The 18,304-nt window shown below is 74.6% G+C and carries 12 protein-coding genes; 1 reads left to right on the forward strand and 11 read right to left on the reverse strand.

Translation table 11 applies throughout. The features are described 5' to 3' along the window. Positions 1-2 precede the first annotated feature (2 nt). The 3 genes from galE to QC282_RS27610 all read right to left on the reverse strand — a co-directional run bounded on the left by galE (position 3) and on the right by QC282_RS27610 (position 3,359). Positions 3-983 carry a UDP-glucose 4-epimerase GalE gene (gene galE / locus QC282_RS27600; RefSeq protein ID WP_279552289.1) on the reverse strand — a complete coding sequence of 327 codons (981 nt, stop codon included), beginning with the start codon at positions 981-983 and terminating at the stop codon, positions 3-5. 64 nt (positions 984-1,047) lie between these two features. Continuing rightward, positions 1,048-2,688, reverse strand: coding sequence for a glycosyltransferase family A protein (locus QC282_RS27605; RefSeq protein WP_279552290.1), 1,641 nt, complete (start codon positions 2,686-2,688; stop codon positions 1,048-1,050). Positions 2,689-2,867: 179 nt separating this feature from the next. Next, positions 2,868-3,359 carry a MarR family transcriptional regulator gene (locus QC282_RS27610; RefSeq protein ID WP_279552291.1) on the reverse strand — a complete coding sequence of 164 codons (492 nt, stop codon included), beginning with the start codon at positions 3,357-3,359 and terminating at the stop codon, positions 2,868-2,870. 124 nt (positions 3,360-3,483) lie between these two features. Between QC282_RS27610 and QC282_RS27615 the strand changes: the two genes are divergently transcribed. Continuing rightward, positions 3,484-3,897, forward strand: a complete 414-nt coding sequence (locus tag QC282_RS27615; RefSeq protein ID WP_279552292.1) for an organic hydroperoxide resistance protein — start codon at positions 3,484-3,486, stop codon at positions 3,895-3,897. Between the two features lie 66 nt (positions 3,898-3,963). Here QC282_RS27615 and QC282_RS27620 read toward each other — a convergent pair whose 3' ends face one another. The 8 genes from QC282_RS27620 to QC282_RS27655 all read right to left on the reverse strand — a co-directional run. Then, positions 3,964-5,523, reverse strand: a complete 1,560-nt coding sequence (locus QC282_RS27620; protein ID WP_279552293.1) for a hypothetical protein — start codon at positions 5,521-5,523, stop codon at positions 3,964-3,966. Positions 5,524-5,637: 114 nt separating this feature from the next. After that, complete coding sequence (locus QC282_RS27625) at positions 5,638-6,909, reverse strand: hypothetical protein (RefSeq protein ID WP_279552294.1); 1,272 nt, start codon at positions 6,907-6,909, stop codon at positions 5,638-5,640. Further along, positions 6,906-9,131, reverse strand: coding sequence for a bifunctional glycosyltransferase/CDP-glycerol:glycerophosphate glycerophosphotransferase (locus tag QC282_RS27630; RefSeq protein ID WP_279552295.1), 2,226 nt, complete (start codon positions 9,129-9,131; stop codon positions 6,906-6,908). Before QC282_RS27630 ends, QC282_RS27625 begins: the two co-directional genes overlap by 4 nt. A 1-nt stretch (position 9,132) precedes the next feature. After that, positions 9,133-11,334, reverse strand: a complete 2,202-nt coding sequence (locus QC282_RS27635; RefSeq protein WP_279552296.1) for a CDP-glycerol glycerophosphotransferase family protein — start codon at positions 11,332-11,334, stop codon at positions 9,133-9,135. Between the two features lie 308 nt (positions 11,335-11,642). Then, positions 11,643-12,554, reverse strand: coding sequence for a carbohydrate ABC transporter permease (locus QC282_RS27640; RefSeq protein ID WP_279552297.1), 912 nt, complete (start codon positions 12,552-12,554; stop codon positions 11,643-11,645). Further along, entirely contained in the window at positions 12,551-13,897 is a 1,347-nt protein-coding gene (locus QC282_RS27645; protein WP_279552298.1) for a sugar ABC transporter permease, read from the reverse strand. Before QC282_RS27645 ends, QC282_RS27640 begins: the two co-directional genes overlap by 4 nt. 7 nt (positions 13,898-13,904) lie before the next feature. Further along, the gene (locus QC282_RS27650; RefSeq protein WP_279552299.1) at positions 13,905-15,320 is read right to left on the reverse strand and encodes an ABC transporter substrate-binding protein; all 1,416 of its coding nucleotides are present in this window, start codon (positions 15,318-15,320) and stop codon (positions 13,905-13,907) included. A 238-nt stretch (positions 15,321-15,558) separates the two neighbouring features. Next, positions 15,559-18,304, reverse strand: a 2,746-nt coding sequence (locus QC282_RS27655) for an FtsK/SpoIIIE domain-containing protein (protein WP_279552300.1), incomplete at its 5' end; no start/stop codon positions are given.

Raw genomic sequence — 18,304 nt, forward strand, 5'->3', positions numbered from 1 at the left:
CGTCAGGCTCGGGCTGCCTGCGGGTGGTGGTGGGTCCAGCCCTGCCAGGCCGAGGTGACCATGTCCTGGACGTCGTGCTTGGCCTTCCAGCCCAGTTCGGTGGCCGCGCGGTCGGCCGAGGCGACGACTCGGGCCGGGTCGCCGGGGCGGCGCGGGGTGACCGTCGGGGGGCGGTCGTAGCCGGTGACGGCGTTGATCAGGTCGATCATCTCGCGCACCGAGACGCCCTCGCCGCGCCCGATGTTGAGCGTGAGGTCGCGGCCGGGGCCGGCGTGCAGGGCGCGGGCCGCCGCGACGTGGGCCTCCGCCAGGTCGACGACGTGGATGTAGTCGCGGACGCAGGTGCCGTCCGGGGTGTCGTAGTCGTCGCCGAAGATGCGCGGGGCCGCCTTCGCGGTGAGCCTCTCGAAGACCATCGGGACGAGGTTGGAGACGCCGGTGTCGGAGAGTTCCGGGGCCGCCGCGCCCGCCACGTTGAAGTAGCGCAGGGACGCGGTGGCCAGGCCGGTCGCGCGGCCGGTCGCGCGGACCAGCCACTCGCCGGCCAGCTTGGTCTCCCCGTACGGCGACATGGGCGCGCACGGCGTCTCCTCGGTGACGAGGTCGACGTCCGGCATGCCGTACACCGCCGCCGAGGAGGAGAACACGAAGGACGGCACACCGGCCGCCGTGACCGCCTCCAGCAGGACCCGCAGCCCCTCGACGTTCTCGCGGTAGTACTGCAGCGGCAGCTCCACCGACTCCCCGACCTGCTTCTTCGCCGCCAGGTGGACGACACCGGTGACGCCGTGGTCCGTCAGGGCGCGGGCGATCCGCGCGCCGTCCAGGACCGAGCCGACCACCAGCGGCACGCCGTCGGGCACCCGCTCGGCGACGCCCGTGGACAGGTCGTCGTAGACGACCGTCCGCTCGCCCGCCTCGGTCATCGCCCGTACGACGTGCGCTCCGATGTAGCCGGCGCCGCCGGTGATCAGCCAGGTCATGTCGGCCGTCCCCTCGTCTGTTGGCCCGAATGGGTGGTGCTTGGCGCGGTCGGGCCGCTCGCTATCAGTGAATCAGGCGGCGGAGCCTTCCGCGCACGACGGCCGTCACACCCCGCACGCCGGGCGCGACGCGCAGGGCGAGCGCCCCGGAGTTCGTGGCGTAGGGCCTGACCAGTACAAGTCCGTGGCGCGGGCTCCACACGGCGCGTCGGCGCAGTCGTCCGGCGCCCGTGAGCGCGTGCGCCGTCGCCTCGCGGCTCGCGCCGTCGCGGAAGCGCAGCCGCAGCCGCAACTCCCAGGTGCCCGCGCCGAGCCCGGCCGGGTCCACGGTGGTCTCCGCCGTCCAGGTGCCGGGCGCGGCGGGGACGAGCGCCGTCGTACGGCGGGCCGTGACGGTGCCGTCCTCGCGGCGCCGCCACCGCACCTCGACGGTGGCCGGGCCGGACGCCGCCAGCCTCCCGTACAGCTCGTGCAGGCGCAGCCGCAGCGGGGCGGCGCGGGCACGCGGGCGCAGTTCCGCGTCGACGGCGACGGGCAGGAGCCGCACCGGGCGCGTCAGCAGGGGCTCCAGCGTGACCTGCGGGAGGTCGGCCGACCAGACGGGCGTGCCGTCGGCGGCGCGCGCGTACGGCGGGCGCAGGCGTGCCGGGCGGGCCGCCAGCTCCCGCAGCCGGGGCAGGTCGCGCGGTTCGGGGGAGGCCAGGAGGACCCGGCCGATCAGCCGGCCGGGGGCGCCGGGGCGGCGCGACCAGTCGGCCGCGTCGTACTCCGCCAGGTACGCCCGCGTGTGCTCCCACCACGCGCGCCGGTAGCGCGGGTCGCGCAGGCCCAGCTCGCGGACGTACATGCGCAGCTCGTGGTCGAGGAACTTGGCGCGCACCGCCCGCGCGAGCGTCTTCTGCCCGGCGCCCAGCAGGATCTCGTACGCCGTGCGGCAGGCCCGGGTGCGCGCCTGCCAGTTGGTGATGTCGGCGCGGTCCAGGGAGATCGACAGCCGCTCGGCGGACCGGCGCACGTGCCACACGTACACCCGGTCCGGGACGAGGACGACGCGCGGGGCGGCGGCGAGGACGCGCGCGGTGAAGACGAAGTCCTCGTAGCGATAGGGGCCCTCGGGGAAGCGGATGCCGTGCTCGCGCAGGAAGCCGGTGCGGTAGAGCTTGTTGACGCAGAGCGTGTCGTGGACCAGCCGGGGGTGGTGCGCGGGACGTGCGACGACGGCGCGCGCCGCGTACAGCGCCGCCTGCCACGGCACCTCGCGCCCGGAGGGCAGCTCCCGGCGCACGCACAGCCCGCTCGCGACCTCGGCGCGCTCCTCGGCCGCCGCCGTGAGCAGGGCGTCCACGGCACCGGGCGGCAGGACGTCGTCGCTGTCGAGGAACATCACGTACGGCGTGGTCACCGCGTCGAGGCCGGTGTTGCGGGGGCTGCCGCAGCCGCCGCTGTTGACCGGCCGCCGCACGACCCTGAGGCGCGGTTCGGTCGCGGCGAGGCGGGTCAGCAGTTCCGCGCTGCCGTCCGTGGAGCAGTCGTCCACGGCGACGACCTCACGGACGGCGGGCCCCTGCGCGAGAGCCGAGCGCACGGCGTCGGCGACGTGCGCGGCGTCGTTGTAGCCGATGACGACGACACCGACCGGGCCGGAGAGGGCCACAGGGTCGGCGGGGTCGGCGGGGGCCGTGGAGTCGGTGCCGTGCGTGCTCATACCTGTCCATCATCGGCATGTGCGAGCGATTCGCCACAAAATGCGGCACCCGCCGAGCGTCGCTCAGCCGTGCCTCGCTCAGTCGAGCGTCGCCCAGCCGTGCGCTGCCGAGCCGTGCACTGCTTGGCCGCGCGGTGCTTGGCCGCGCCGTGCGGCCCCCGGATTCACGCCGCCCGCCGTCACTCGTTCTCGGCCCCCGCCGCGTCCAGGGCCGTGGTGAGCTCGTCCAGGCGGGAGCGCAGGGCGCGGATCTCGTCGAGGTCGAAGCCGGTCGCCTCCACGATCCGGCGCGGCACCCCGGCCGCGCGTTCGCGCATCGCGGTGCCCTCGCCGGTCAGCCGGACCTCCACCGACCGCTCGTCGCGCACGCTGCGCTCGCGGATCACCAGGCCGGCCGCCTCCAGCCGCTTGAGCAGAGGGGACAGCGTGCCGGAGTCGAGGCGGAGGTGCTCGCCGAGCTTCTTGACGGGCAGCTCGCCGTGCTCCCACAGCACCAGCATCACCAGGTACTGGGGATACGTCAGTCCGAGGTCCCTGAGGATCACGCGGTACACGCCGTTGAAGGCGCGCGAGGCCGCGTGCAGGGAGAAGCAGATCTGGCGGTCCAGACGGAGCCAGTCCGCGTCGGACGCGTTCGCGGGGTCCGGGTCGGGGGTGGAGGCGGGGGTCATGTCTCCAGAGTAGCCCTGGCGCGCCATTTGATTGCGCGCAATTAAGTTGTGTGCTCTACTTGTGGTCGTGAGGCGGCCGGTGAGGCCGCCGGAACACGACCGACTCAAGAGGGATGGTTCACCCATGGACGCGCTCTACACCGCTGTCGCCACCGCCACCCACGGCCGCGACGGCCGCGCCTACACCTCCGACGGCAAGCTGGACGTGCAGCTCGCCCCGCCGGTGGAGCTCGGCGGCAACGGCCAGGGCACCAACCCCGAGCAGCTTTTCGCCGCCGGGTACGCGGCCTGCTTCGCCAGCGCGCTCGGCCTGGTCGGCCGGCAGGCCAAGGTGGACGTCGGTGACGCCGCCGTCACCGGTGAGGTCGGCATAGGCAAGCAGGGCGCGGGCTTCGGTCTCGCGGTCACCCTCCGCATCGAGCTGCCGGAGGGCGTGGACGAGGCGACCGGCCGCAAGCTGGTCGAACAGGCCCACGAGGTCTGCCCCTACTCCAACGCCACCCGCGGCAACATCCCCGTCGACCTCGTCATCGAGTAACCCGGGCGGCGGTCACCCGGTCCCGGGGGCGGCCGGCCGAGGCGCGCCCCGGGCCGGCCGCCGCCGTCAAGGCCCGATCCGTGCCAGCACCTCTCCCGTCCGCCGGCTCCACGCGACCACCACCGCCTCCTCGGGCAGAGTGCGCCGCGGCGTCAGCAGCAGCCAGCGCACGTCGTACCGGCGGGCGATCGCGGTGCGCTCGCCGCGGGTTGTCCCCGGGGCGAGGTAGGCGCGGACGTCGGCCGCCCGCCGCAGCCGCTCCCGCTCGTCCAGGGCCGCGTCCGGCCAGGCGGGCACGGCGAGGTTCGGCCCGTACCCGGCGATCGCGTGCACCGCGTAGTACCCGTCGGCGATCACCACCTCGCCGGGACCGATGTGCCGCGCGGCCCACGTGTACGACGGCCAGTCCGGCGGCTGCTCGAAGCCCACCGGGTCCAGCGAACGCGGCACGACCGCCCCGGCCTGCACGGTGAGGAACCCCAGACAGGCCCCCGCCGCCGCGACCGCGCCCAGCGCGCGCCGCCACACCGGCCACGGCCGGGCCGCCGCCAGCTCCACCGCGAGCGCGCACTGCAACGGGACCAGCGTGAGCCCGAGGATCCTGCCGTAGGTGTAGTGGCCGCTCACCCAGCCGTACGCCACCACCAGGCAGTCCAGGGCGAACAGCAGCACCAGCGGGTCGCGCGCGCCGTGCCGCCGGGCCCGCAGCCACAGCGCCGGCAGTCCCAGCAGCGCCAGCCAGAAGTGCGCGCCGAGATCGTCGTACAGCCGCCGGTGCATCGCGTCCACGCTGCCGTCCCCGGCCAGCGCGAACACGTCGAAGTACGGCCACGACCAGGCGACCAGCGACGCGACCGCCGCCGCCAGGGCCCACCGGCCCACGACCGCCGCCCGCGGGCCCCGCTGCCGTCCCGCGACCAGCGCGACCGCGCCCAGCGCCGCCGCCACCGACGTGATCGGGTGGACCAGCACGATCAGCCCGTACAGGGCGCCGAGCGCCGCGTACCCGGTGAGGCTCGGCAGGCCGCTCGGGCCGACGAACCGCACCCGGGCCGGGTCCCGGGCCAACCGCCCGGTCAGGGCCCACGCCCAGAAGGTGAGTCCGGCCGCGAACGCCGACGGGTAGGGCAGGTTCCCGGTCATCGACATCAGCCCGAGGTAGCCGCTCCACCAGGCCCGCTCGGTGCCCCACAGCAGCGTCATCGCCGCCAGCGCCAGTACCGGCGCCCACGGCCGGGGCGTCAGCACCCGCACGAAGCGGCCGAGGCCGAACAGCAGCACCCCCAGGTTCAGCGGCCCGGCGAGCCGCACCACCTCCCAGCCGCCGAGCCCGGTCAGCCGGGCGAAGGCGCCCTGCGCGACGGCGTACGGCGAGTAGTACGGGCTGCCCGCGCCCGGCAGGTCCGCCGTCGGGTGGCGTGGGTGCAGCAGATCGGCGCCGAGGCGTTCGACGACCGCCGCGTGCTGTCCGGCGTCGCAGCACAGCGGCACCCGCCAGTACGCCAGCGACATCACGAGCCAGAACAGGAAACCGAAGACCTGGTACGGCGTGGGGTGCCGGGCGCGACCGCCGCGCAGTGCCGTGGCACCGCGCGCGGCCCGCCGGACGAGGACGCCGGCGCTCACCGGGGCGAGGAGGATCGGGGCGTTCGGGGCATTTGCCGTATGTTCCCGGTCGGGTCAACGGCATGACCCCGCCTCACCTCATCGTGTGATCGTCCGCCCCGTCGGCGGAGTGCGTCACCGCATCGAGTGAGCCCGCCCGGACTGCCCCTGCACCGGCAGCACCACCCGGCCCCGCACCACGGGCTCCAGCAGCAGCGGCAGCCCCAGCACCGGCAGCAGCCAGGCCAGCACGATCAGCCGCCCGCCCCAGATGTTGATGTCGGGATGCCCGGCCTGCGTCAGGATCCCGGTGAACGAGGCCGCCAGCACGTACACCCCGAACGCGCCCCGCCGCCCCGCGCCCCACGCGCCGGCCGCCAGGAACGCCAGGAACAGCGGCTCCCACAGCTGCCGCCGCAGCCACTCCACCCAGAAGTTGACCTGGAGCCGGAAGAACTCCGGCCACGGCCGCTCCCGGTCCGGCCGGGCGAAGTGGCCGGTGAGCAGGTCCTGCACGCTCTCCGACGCGGACGGGTAGTGCAGCAGCCGCGCCAGCAGCATCGTCCCGAGCGCCCCGCCCAGGCCGACCGCCGCGATCAGCACCGGCGCCCGCCCCGGCGGCCGTCCCCGGCGCCCGCGCACCACGGCGATCAGCGCGCCAGCCCCGGCCAGGCACACCCCGAGGAACAGCGCCTGCGAGTGCTTGACCGCGAACAGCGCGGCCAGCGACCCCGCCACCAGCGCGATCCCGGCCCGCACGCGGCCCGCCGACGCCAGCGCGCAGCCCCACAGCGCCGCCAGCGTCAGCGCCAGCAGCAGGCCCTCCGTCATCGGGCGCATCGCCGTCGTCCCGCACGGCAGGACGTAGAACAGCGCCTGCCCGGTCAGCGCGAGCGGCAGCGGCACCGCCAGCGTGCGCAGGACGAGGAACGCGAGGACACCGCCCGCGACCGTGACGGCCACGCCCGCCGCCCACACCCCCCACGTCACGCCGAGCACGGCGGTGAACGGCACCAGGAACGCCGGATAACCGGGCCGCGCCTCGAAGATCCGCATGAACCGTTCCGGCATGAACGGCACGGTGTGCCCACCGGTCTGCCCGGCCCGCCACCGCGCCGCCACGTTCCGCCACTCGCGCTCCCGGCACTCGGCCGTGACGCGTGGGCCCGGGTCGGGGCGGTGGAAGCGCACCACGTGCACGCTCTGCCTGCGGTGCGCGGTCGACGCCCGGCTCCCGCAGACGTAGTCGATGGTGGCCGCCGCCGCCTCGCGCGGGGACTCGCCGCGCAGACTCAGCGCGTACGACACGTAGTTCTTGCTGTCCGGGGTGTCCCGGCCGGTGACGTTCGCGAGCTGGAGCACGGCGAACACCGCGGCCAGGAGCAGCACCCAGGTGCGGGGCCTCACGAGGACGTCAGCACGTCGGAACCGGCGGCCGGGGCCGGCACCAGGGAGCCCGGTGCGGCGCCCGGCGCGGGCAGCGGCTCGCCGAGCAGCACCGTGCGCACCACCCGCTCGGCGGCCCGGCCGTCGTCGAACTCGCAGAACCGGGCCCGGAACGCGGCCCGCCGCCGCGCCGCCTCCTCGTCCCGCCACGCCCCCGACGCGAACAGCTCCGCCAGCTCCCGACAGGAGCGGGTGACGTGCCCCGGCGCCTGCGCCGTGATGTCGAAGTAGGCGCCCCGGCTCGCCGTGAACGCACCCCAGTCGTCGGCGTGGACCACGATCGGACGGTCCAGGTTGGCGTAGTCGAACATCAGGGCCGAGTAGTCGGTGAGCAGCACGTCGGAGGCGAGCATCAGGTCCTCGACGTGCGGCTCGTCCGTCGCGTCGATCAGCACGCCCCGCCGGTGCAGCTCGGCCACGCCCAGGCCGCGCGCCGGGCCGGCTGCCAGCGACGGGTGCAGCCGGACCACGAGGGTGTGTTCCGCGCCCAGACCGGCGGCGAACCGGGCCAGGTCGACGCGGTCGACGTACCCGCCCCGGCGGTAGTCGCGCGGGGTCGGCGCGTACAGCACCACCGTGTCGCCCTCGGGGACGCCGAGCCGGGCGCGCACCGCACGGCCGTGCCCGGGACCGGCGTTCACCAGCACGTCGTTGCGCGGGCTGCCGGTGCGCAGGGAGGTGAAGTGGCAGGGGTAGGCCCGCTCCCACACCAGCTCGGAGTGCCGGTTGGCGACCAGGCTGTAGTCCCAGCGGTCGGCGCTGCGCAGCATGCGGGGCACGTCCAGACCGAGCCGGGCGCCGGGCTTGCCGAGCAGGTCGGCGCCCATGTACTTCAGCGGCGTGCCCTGATGGGTGTGGACGTGGACGCTGCCGGGGCGCTTGGCCGCGGTGCCCGGCCAGATGACGTTGCCGACGAAGTACGTGGCGCGTTCGGTGACGCGGCGGTGCCGTGCGCTGCCGAGCACGACGTACTCGGTGTCCGGCGGCAGCAGCGCCGCCGTCTCCTCGTCGCGCACCACCCACACCCCGCGGACGTGCGGGGCGAGTTCGCGGGCCTTGTGGTAGATCGCCGCAGGGTCGCCGAGCACGCCCCGGTGCGAGAACGCCGCGTACACGGCCAGGTCCGGGTCCGGCGGGCGGCGCGCGTTCAGCGTGGAGCGGACCCGCCCGAGGCGGGCGCCCGCGGCCCCGCGCGCCCGCCGTGCCCTGCGCGCCAGCTCGCGCGCCGCCCTGCCCACCTGCCGACGGGCCTGGTAGGCGACGTAACCGCCCTCCAGGACGCGCAGTTCGGCGGGGACCTCGGCGCCCTCGGGCCGGTGCGCGCGGAACAGTTCGGCCGTGCGGCGGAAGAACTCGGCCCGGTCGGACGGCGGCAGCCGGTCCGGCTTGGCGAGGATGTCCAGGCAGTGCTCGCCCATCTTGCGGTGCAGGTGGGGCCGCCAGCCGGCCAGTCGCGGCCGGTCGGCCACGAACGCGAAGACCCGCTCGTACTGGTCGTGGATGTCGAAGTGCTTGCGGCTGGTGGTGGACAGGATGTTGCCCTGGCGGCGCTGCCGGTAGTACAGGCAGATCCGGTCCAGGGTGGCGATCCGCGCGGCGCTGAGCATCACGGGGAACGTCCAGGGCGTGTCCTCGTAGTACCCGGGCGGGAACGTGAAGCCCTCCCGCTCCACGAAGTCCCGCCGGTAGACCTTGTTCCACACCACCATCAACAGGTCGAGGATCTCCGGGTGTTCGGCCGCCGAGAACGTGCCGTCCGCGCACTCGGCGAGCACATGCGCCAGCACGTTGCGGCGCGTGCCGCCCCACCAGTAGGTGCGGGCGTAGTCGAAGACCAGCACGTCCGGGTCCGAGGTGCGGGCCAGCCGGTCGGCCAGCGCGTCCAGCGCGCCCGGCGTGAGGGTGTCGTCGCTGTCCAGGAAGAACAGGTAGTCGCCGGTCGCGTGCGGCAGCCCCGCGTTGCGGGCGCGGCCCAGGCCCACGTTCTCCGGCAGGTGCAGCACCCGGACGCGGTCGTCGCGGGCCGCGTACTCGTCGAGGATCGCGCCGCAGCCGTCCGGCGAGCAGTCGTCCACGGCGATCACCTCGAAGTCGCCGAAGGACTGCTCCAGGACCGAGTCCAGGCACTCGCGCACAAAGCCCTGCACCTCGAAGCAGGGCACGATGATGCTGAAGCGGGGCATGTCAGCTCCTGACCGGGGTCGTCGCGGCGGGGGCGGGAACGCGCTCGGCGAGCGGGCGCACGGGCGGCAGCGCCTCGGGCGGCTCACCCAGCAGCACCCGCCGCACGACGCGCTCGGCGGCCCGGCCGTCGTCGAACTCGCAGAACCGGGCCCGGAACGCGGCGCGCAGCCTGGCCGACTCGCGCCCCGCGTACGAGCCGTCGCGGAACACCCGCGCCAGCTCCTCGGGCGTGCGCACCACCGGCCCCGGCGGGCTGTCCATCAGGTCGAAGCAGACGCCCCGCGTCTCCCGGTACACCTCCCAGTCGTCGGCGTACACGACGATCGGCCGGTCCAGGTTGGCGTAGTCGAACATGATCGACGAGTAGTCCGTGACCAGCGCGTCCGCGGCCAGGCACACGTCCTCCGAGGAGCCGTGCGCGGTCACGTCGATGATCCGCCCGCCGCCCCGCGTGCCGCCCCGGTCGTAGAAGTAGTGGGCGCGCAGCAGCACGACGACGTCCTCGCCGGCCGCCTCGCAGAACGCCTCCAGGTCCGGGCCGGCCGCGAAGCCGGTGTGGTGGTCGCGGTGCGTCGGCGCGTACAGCACGGCCGTCTTCCCCTCCGGGACGCCCAGGTCGCGCCGGACGCGGGCCACGTCGTCCGCGGTCGCCGTGCAGTACACGTCGTTGCGCGGATAGCCGTACTCCAGATGCTCGTACGAGCCGGGGAAGGCCCGCTCCCACACCTGTGTGGAGTGGCGGTTGGACGACAGGTTGTAGTCCCAGCGGTCCACCCGGCCCAGCAGCTTGGCGAAGCTGCCGGTCGCCGCCGCGACCACCGGGTACGTCGACTGGTCGACGCCCATCGTCTTCAGCGGCGTGCCGTGCTGGGTCTGCAGATGGACGCTGCCGGGGCGCTTGACGACGCCCTCGGCGAAGTTGGCGTTGTTCACCAGGTACTTGGCGCGGGCCAGCACCTCCCAGTAGCGGCGGCTGCCGATGACGGCGTGCTCCACGTCGTCCGGCACGGTGTGCGCCCGGTCGGCCTCCACCAGGAACACCGACCGGATGTGCGGGGCGAGTTCGCGAGCCTTGGCGTGGATCGCGGCCGGGTTGCAGGCGTAGCCGCGGCCCCAGTACGCGCAGTACACGGCGAGGTTCTCGTCCAGCGGCCGGCGCAGGTGCCGCCGGTACAGCAGGCGGGTGCGCGGCATCCGGGGGCGCGGCACGCGGCGGACGGCGCCCGTCACGGCCCGGTTCGCGCCGCGCAGCACCTGGAACGCCGTGTACGCCCCGGCCGCCAGCAGCCGGTGCTGCACGCCGAGGCTGCCGCCTGGGGCGCGGTACCCGGCCGGGCGGTGCAGCCGGTAGAGCCGGCTCGCGGTCCGGAAGTGGGCCCGGCGCCCGGACGGCAGCCGGCGCGGATGGGCGGCCGTCTTCAGCACCGCCGCGAAAAGCTGCTCGAACAGCGGGGTGTACCGCTGCACGCACAGGCCCAGCTCGGTGGCCCGCGTGAGCACCAGGTCGGCCTGGCCGAGCAGGTCGGTGTGGTGGTCGCCGGGCAGGTTCAGCCGGTTGCCCTGCCGACGCGCCCGGTGCCGTACGACGACCGAGCGCAGCACCGCGATCCGCCCGGCGTGCAGCCCGGCCAGGCCGCCGAAGCCGACGTCCGTGAAGTGGCCGTCGGGAAAGACGAGTCCGTGTGCGGCGAGATACGTGCGCCGGTAGGCGGCGCTCCACGCGGGGAGCCGCACGCCCGTCAGCTCCGGGGTCTCGATCGGCGCGAACGCCTCGTCCGGGGCGCCCGCGAGCAGGTGCGCGGCCGGGTTGCCGGGCTCGCCCTCCCACCAGGGCGCGCGCTCGTACGCGAAGTGCAGCACGTCCACGTCGCCGGTCCGGGTGAGCCGGTCGTCCAGCTCCGCGAGGGCGCCCGGGACGAGCAGGTCGTCGCCGTCGAGGAACAGCAGGTACGCGCCCGCCGCCGCCCGCAGCCCCGCGTTGCGCGCCCCGGCCAGACCGGCCGACGGCGGCGAGTGCACGGGCATCACCCGGGGGTCCCGCGCGGCGTACTCGGCCGTGACGTCCGCCGCTGGGGAGTCCGGCGTGTCGCAGACCGGGATCAGCTCGAAGTCGCCGAAGGACTGGACGAGGACGGAGTCCAGCGCCTGGGACAACCGGCCCGCGACCCCGTGGGACGGAACGATGATGCTGAAGCGGGGCATGCTGCTCTTTCTCTTCTGCTGTGCCGCTCCGGCGCGCGGCGCGGACCGCCTCATGCCGGACGTGGTCCGGGGCGCCCCGCCGGACGCCGGGTGGGCGGTCGGCCGGGCGGTCGGCTGGGGGCGGGCCGCGAGGTGCCGGAGGGCATACGGGACGGCAACGGGCATCCATGGGTCGGCGCGGGGGTTCGGCCCGGGAACGGCCGGTGCGGCGACTTGGTTACGGGCCCTGCGTCATCCGGGGGACGCCGCGAAGGAGAGCGGGGGCGGGCCGGTGACGGCCCGGCCCCGCGAGAGGGTCGCTGCGGCGGCTACTTGACGGCGCCCGCCATCACGCCGGACACGAACTGCCGCTGGAACGCGAAGAACACGGCCAGCGGGATCACCATCGAGATGAAGGCGCCCGGCGCCAGCACGTCGATGTTGTTGCCGAACTGCCGTACCTGCGTCTGCAGGGCGACCGTGATCGGCTGGCTCCCGGAGTCGGTGAAGATCAGCGCGACCAGCATGTCGTTCCACACCCACAGGAACTGGAAGATGCCGAGCGAGGCGATCGCCGGACCGCCCAGCGGCATCACGACACGGGCGAACAGCCGCAGTTCGCCCGCCCCGTCCAGCCGGGCCGCCTCCAGCAGTTCCCGCGGGATCTCCGCGAAGAAGTTCCGCAGCAGGAACACCGCGAAGGGCAGCCCGAAACCCACGTGGAAGAGGATCGCGCCGACCATGGAGCCGAAGATGCCGAGCTTGCCGAAGAGCTCGGCGATCGGGATCAGCGCCACCTGCACCGGCACGACCAGCAGCCCGACCACGGCCAGGAACCACCAGTCCCGGCCGGGGAACTCCATCCACGCGAACGCGTACCCGGCCAGCGAGCCGATGACCACCACCAGCACCGTCGCCGGCACCGTGATCAGCACGGTGTTCACGAGGGAGTCGGTGATGTCGCCGTTCTCCAGCAGCTTCTCGTAGCTGGTGAAGGTCAGCTTCGCGGGCTCGGTGAACACCGTCCACCAGCCGCTCTCGTTCATGTCCTCCGGGGTGCGCAGCGAGGACAGCAGCAGACCGATCGTCGGCACCAGCCAGAACAGGCCGACGACGATCAGGAACACCCGCAGCAGCCCGCCGCTGACGCCCTCGGCCAGCCGCGCGCCCAGCGACCGCTCCGCCCCGGCGTCCGTGCCGGGCGGCGGGGCCGCCTTGCCGACACCCGTGTCCGCGGTCATCGCCGCACCTCCCGCCTGAGCCGCCTGACGTTGAACCACATGACGGGGATGACCAGGAGCAGCAGGAACACCGCGATGGCGCTCGCGATGCCCGGCTGGTCCTCGGAGAAGCCCTTGCGGTACAGCTCCAGCGCCAGGACGTTCGCGTCGTCCTGCGAGGAGCCCGGGGCGATGATGAAGACCAGGTCGAAGATCTTCAGCACGTTGATCATCAGGGTGACGGCGACGACCGCGAGGACCGGCGCCAGCAGCGGCACCGTGACTCTGCGGAACACCTGCCACTCGGTCGCCCCGTCCACCCTGGCCGCCTCCAGCAGCTCCCGGGGGATGCCCGCGAGCCCGGCCGCGATCAGCACCATCGCGAAGCCGGCCCACATCCAGATGTACGCGCCGATGATCGCCGGGGTGACCAGCGACGGACCGAGCCAGTCGAGACCGTTGTACGCCTCCTTGAAGTTGTCCGCCGGGAGCCGCAGTTGCGCCCCGTCCGCCGACGCGGGCAGCGTGAACGTGCCGTCACCGGCCGCCGTCGTGGACGCGACGACCTTGCCGTCCTTGACCGCCTCGATCCGCATCCCGGCGTAGCCGAGCTCGCCCGCGTCGACGCCGTTGAGCCGGCCGACGCCCTTGCCGCGCGTGAAGTCCTGCCAGGTGGTGCCGACGACCTTGTCCGGCTCCGCCTTCGGCGGCGCGGCGTTCTTCGCGCCGTCGGGCATCAGGTCCGGGGCGACACCGACGAGCGGCAGGACGACCGTCCCGCCGGCGCTGACCGGCTCCTTGGTGACGAAGGCGCCGCCGCCCGCGGCCCGGAGCGGCGACTCGCGGCCCGGGTGCGCCTTCGGGAACGCCGACGCCTGGGTGAACGTGTCGTGCACGCCCACCCACACCGCGTTCGCGACGCCCTTGTCCGGGTCCTGGTCGTACACCAGACGGAAGATGATGCCCGCCGCCAGCATCGAGATCGCCATCGGCATGAAGACGACCAGCTTGAACGCCGTGCCCCAGCGGACCCGTTCGGTCAGCACCGCGAAGATCAGACCGAGCGCCGTCGCCACCGTCGGCGCGAACACCACCCAGATGATGTTGTTCTGCAGCGCGGTGCGGATGCCCTGGTCCGTGAACAGGGCCTCGTAGTTGTCGACACCGGCGAAGCCGTCGCCGGACTGGTCGTAGAAGCTGCGGACGACCGAGTACCCGATCGGGTAGACCACGAGCGCGCCGAGCAGCACGAGGGCGGGCAGCAGGAACAGGGCCGCCACGGTCCGCCGGGTGCCGGTCACACTCTTGCGCGACTTGGGTGCGGCAGGGGTCGGAGGGACCCCTGCCGCCGTGTCCGACGTCATCGCCGGATCAGCCCCCGTACGCCTTGGCCGCTTCCGCCTCCAGCTTGGCCTGGGTGCCCGCGACGTCCTTCGGGTTCTTCAGGAAGTCCTGGAGGATCTTCCACTCGCCCTTGCCGGGCGTTCCGCCGAAGGCCTGCGGGGCCTGGTCCGACATGTCGAAGCGGAAGTCGTCGCCGGCCGCGATCAGCGCCTCGGCCATCTTCCGCTGGACGTCGTTCGGGTACGACGCCGCGTCGACGTTCTTGTTCGGGGAGAGGTAGCCGCCCAGCTTCGCCTGGATCGCCGCCGCGTCCGAGGAGGCCAGGAACGTCGCCAGCGCCTGCGACGCCTTGGAGTCCTCCAGGAGCACCGCCGCGTCGCCGCCGGACACCACGGGCGCGGTGTCACCGACCCTCGGGAACGGGAACACCTTCGCGTCCGTGCCCACCTTCATGTCGGTCTCGGCGATGTTCACCTGCACGAAGTCGCCCTCGAAGACCATGCCGGCCTTCGGCTGGGCGCCGCCGGTGAAGGTCTGCGTCACGGACGCCGGGAACTCCGTCTGCAGCGCGCCGCTCGCGCCGCCCGCGATGTACTCCGGCTTGCCCCAGATCTGGGCCAGCGTGGTCAGCGCGTCCTTCACGGACGGGTCCGTCCACTTGATCTCGTGCTGGGCCAGCTGGTCGTACTTCTCCGGGCCCGCCTGCGACAGATAGACGTTCTCGAACCAGTCCGTCAGCGTCCAGCCGTCGGCGCCGCCGATCGAGAACGGCGTGACGCCCGAGTCGTAGACCGTCCGCGCGGTGGTCAGCAGCTCGTCCCACGTCTTGGGCTCGCTCGCGCCCGCGTTCTCGAAGACCTGCGCGTTGTACCAGATCAGCGACTTGTTGGCGGCCTTGTAGTAGACGCCGTACGGCTTGCCGCCGACCTTGCCGATGTCCTGCCAGCCCTGCGAGTAGTTCTTGGCCAGCTGGTCCTGCGCCTCCTTGCCCAGCGGCTTGGCCCAGCCCTTGTCGACCGCCTGCTTGATCGCGCCCGGCTGCGGCAGCATCGCGACGTCCGGCGGCTGGCCGCCCGCGATCTTCGAGCCGAGGAAGTTGACGATCGGGTCCTGCGCGGGGACGAACGTGACCTTCGCGCCCGTACGTTTCTCGAACTCCGCGAGGACCTTCTTGAAGTTGGCCTGCTCGGCGCCGGTCCAGACCGCGGCGACCTCCAGGCTCTGGCCGTTCAGCTTGGGAAGGGTGACGGTGGTCGCGGTCTTCTCGCCGGTGTCGCCGCTGCCGCCGCTGTCGTCGTCGCCGCCCCCGCACGCCGTGAGCGAGAGCGCCAGCGCTCCGGCCAGGGCGGCTGCCGCGGCCTTCGCGGCTCTGCGGGTGCGGGGGGTTGCCGTGGAGTGCTTGGGAGACCTGTTTGTCCGGAATGTGCCGCTCGTGATGCGCATCACTGCCCCGTTCTTCGTTCCTCGTCGAACGTGTCGAAGCGCTGTCCCGTGCGGTCTGGTCTACGCCCGGGGGATGGGCCGTGCAAGGGCGCGTCCGCCGTGAAGCGGGACATCGTGACCCCGTCGTGACCAGTGCCAGGCACGGGTGCTGCCTTCGCGGGAGCTGTGCCCCCGGACCCTCTTATCGGCCCGAACGGCTCCGTCCTCAAATGCCGGACGGGCGCTTTTTCTCACGTCCTCACAGGAGCGAGGGGACCTCCGCCGCCGACACCTGGCGCGCCGCCCGCTCCAGGGCGCTGGCCAGCAGGGCCAGGTCCGTCGGGCCGTTGCCCAGTTCCCGCACCGGACGGCGGGTCGGAGGGTCGCCCATACGGTGCCACTCCAGGGGGACGACCGTCGGACGGAGGGTCGCCGTGCGCGGGATGCGGCCCGTGACCCGGCCGCCCTGGAACGGGGTGACCCGGCCGTCCGCCGAGGTCAGCCGCCCGCGGCCCGGTGCCGGTTCCTCCGGGCCCGCGGTGGGCGCGTCGAGCTCGACACGCAGGCCGGCCCGCCGGACCGGTTCCGTCTCCGCCGTACGGCCGCCCGCCGCCGACGCCGCCACCAGGTGCACGCCGAGCCGCTCGCCCTCCCGCGCCACCGCCTCCAGCGCCCGCATCACCGAACCCGCCGCCGGGCGCCCCGGCGAACCGAGCGCGGGCGAGACCAGCGCGTCCAGGTCGTCCACGACGACGACCAGCCGGGGCAGCGGCGGCGCCGCCTCCGCGCGCCGGCCGGCCGCACCCGGCCGCAGCCGCAGCGTCGAACTGGGCGGGGCCTCCAGCTCGCCGGTGCTCGAACCGTCCCGCGCGGCCGCCGCCGTGCGCTGCGCGACCATCCGGCCCGACAGCTCACGGCCGGTGTGCCACTCGGTGAAGTCGGAGCGGCCCAGCAACTCGGCCCGGCGCTTCAGCTCCGCGCTCAGCGACTGCGCGAACTCCCGCATCCGCACCGGGTCGTTGGCGGTCAGGTGCGTGGTGACGTGCGGTACGTCCGTGGCGACGTGCAGGCCCTCGCCGTGGCCGCCGGCCGTGCCCACGGTGCCCCGGCCGTCGACCAGCACCATGCCCAGCCGGTCCGGGCGCTCGGCGGCGGCCAGCGACGCCACGACCGCCCGCAGCAGCTCCGTACGGCCGCTGCCCGGCGGGCCTTCGATCAGCAGGTGCGGTCCCTCGGCGGCGAGGTCCACGCCGACCGGGCCGCGCGGGCCGGCGCCCAGCACGGCGCAGGCGCGTCCGCCGAGCGCCTCCGGGTCGTCGGCCGCCGCCGCCCAGCGAGCCATCAGGGACGCCGGGGTCGCCCGGGCCAGCCCCAGCTCGTCCAGCAGCCGCGCCGCCTGGGGCAACGGGGCCGACACCCGCGCGCGCTCCGCCACGCCGCCGTCCGGGCGCAACGGCGCCAGCGCCCGCGCGAACCGCTCGGCCCAGGGCAGGGACACGGCGTCCACGGTGCCGACCGTGCCGTGCCCGACCGGGCCGACGTGATCGCCGGACCCGCCCGCGCGGGCCACCCGCAGCAGCCGCAGCGCCGTCGCCACGTCACCGCTGAGCAGCGCGACCGCGCCGCACTCGCGGAACACCGACGACGCCGCGCAGGCCGCCTCGTACGTGTCCGTCACCGGCGAGGCGGGCGACGCCGCCGCGGTCTCGGCGAGACACACCACGTGAATCCCGGCCCGTGGGCCCTCCAGCGCCAGCCGCGCCACGGACTCGCGCACATCGGCGCCACCGGGGTCGCCGTCGATCACGAGCACGGTGTGCGGACCCTCGTGAGCGGCAGATTCCCGCCCGCCCCCGGGGCCGTCGTCCGGCCGGGCCCAGGAGGGGCGGCGGGAGACGGGGCGGGACTGGGGCGGGATTCCGGGGCCGGAGGCGGGCGCTGGACCGGTCGCGGGGGCGGCGGCGGGCGCCGGGGCCCCCGAGGTGGCGGGGGCCGCCGGGGTGCGCGGGATGCCCGTGGCGGCGCGAGGGCCGGGAGTGCCCGGGGAGCCTGGGGCTTCCGGGGTGTCTGAGGTGCCCGTGGTCGCGGTGTGCGGCCGTGCGTGGGCCGTGCCCTGCGCCGTGTCCATGCCCTGCGCCGTGTCCGCCAGGTGGTCCTCCAGACGGCGGAGGAGTTCGTCGATGCGGGCCGCGGCCTGCTCGCGGTCGTAAGCGAGCAGCAGTCGGCAGTCCTGGCCGTGGCCCGGACGCAGGTGGGGCAGCCAGCCCAGCCAGGACCACTCGGCCGTGCGCTCCTCCAGGGAGCGGGAACGGTCGGCCGAGATCAGCGTGATCTCCAGCGTGTCGGGGGAGTGCAGCGCGGCGAGCTGCGCCAGCACCGTGCGGGCCAGCCCCGCGAGCCGCGCGCGCGGCCCCGCGAGACCGAGTGCGCCGACCTCGCGCAGCCCGGCGGTCACCGGCACCGCGGGCAGCAGGCTCCCGTCGGGCGCCGTCCGGTCGGCCGTGCCGAGCCGCACCGTGAGCGCCTCCGGGTGACCCGGACCGCGCTCCCACAGCCGCGGGCCCGGTCCCAGTGCCGTCAGCAGCAGCGCGGCCGGGTCCGGCCAGGTCTCCGGCACGCGCGTGGCGGCGGAGGGCGCCTGCGCGGTCGTGTCGGCCGGTGCGTCGGCGTCGTGGCTGTCGCGGTCCGCGGTCCGCTGCTCGGCCCGCCCGCCGGCCAGCCGCCGCGCCCACGCGGACAGCCCACCGCGCCGCCGCACCCCCTGCGGCACGTCGGTACCGCGCACCGGGGTGCCCTTGCGACCGGCCGTCCCGTTGACTTCGTACGCGTCGGCGCCGTCGTGGACCTGGTACACGCCCGTGCCGCTGTACGTCACCTCACCGGGCGGGGTACGCCGCTCGAGGCCGGGGCTGCGTGGGTGCGGGGCGCCGGGGCCGTGGGCGCCCTGGGCGTCGGCGCCGGGGGAGTCGTAGGCGCCGCCGGCGCCACCGGGACCGTGGGCGCCC

The organism is Streptomyces sp. DH24 (assembly GCF_029813775.1).
In the GTDB taxonomy this organism is placed as follows: Bacteria; Actinomycetota; Actinomycetes; order Streptomycetales; family Streptomycetaceae; genus Streptomyces.

Coding starts and splice junctions, on each gene's coding strand:
- galE (WP_279552289.1), bottom strand. CDS start 983: ATGACCTGGCTGATCACCGGCGGCGCCGGCTACATCGGAGCGCACGTC.
- QC282_RS27605 (WP_279552290.1), bottom strand. CDS start 2,688: ATGAGCACGCACGGCACCGACTCCACGGCCCCCGCCGACCCCGCCGAC.
- QC282_RS27610 (WP_279552291.1), bottom strand. CDS start 3,359: ATGACCCCCGCCTCCACCCCCGACCCGGACCCCGCGAACGCGTCCGAC.
- QC282_RS27615 (WP_279552292.1), top strand. CDS start 3,484: ATGGACGCGCTCTACACCGCTGTCGCCACCGCCACCCACGGCCGCGAC.
- QC282_RS27630 (WP_279552295.1), bottom strand. CDS start 9,131: ATGCCCCGCTTCAGCATCATCGTGCCCTGCTTCGAGGTGCAGGGCTTT.
- QC282_RS27635 (WP_279552296.1), bottom strand. CDS start 11,334: ATGCCCCGCTTCAGCATCATCGTTCCGTCCCACGGGGTCGCGGGCCGG.
- QC282_RS27640 (WP_279552297.1), bottom strand. CDS start 12,554: ATGACCGCGGACACGGGTGTCGGCAAGGCGGCCCCGCCGCCCGGCACG.
- QC282_RS27645 (WP_279552298.1), bottom strand. CDS start 13,897: ATGACGTCGGACACGGCGGCAGGGGTCCCTCCGACCCCTGCCGCACCC.
- QC282_RS27650 (WP_279552299.1), bottom strand. CDS start 15,320: ATGCGCATCACGAGCGGCACATTCCGGACAAACAGGTCTCCCAAGCAC.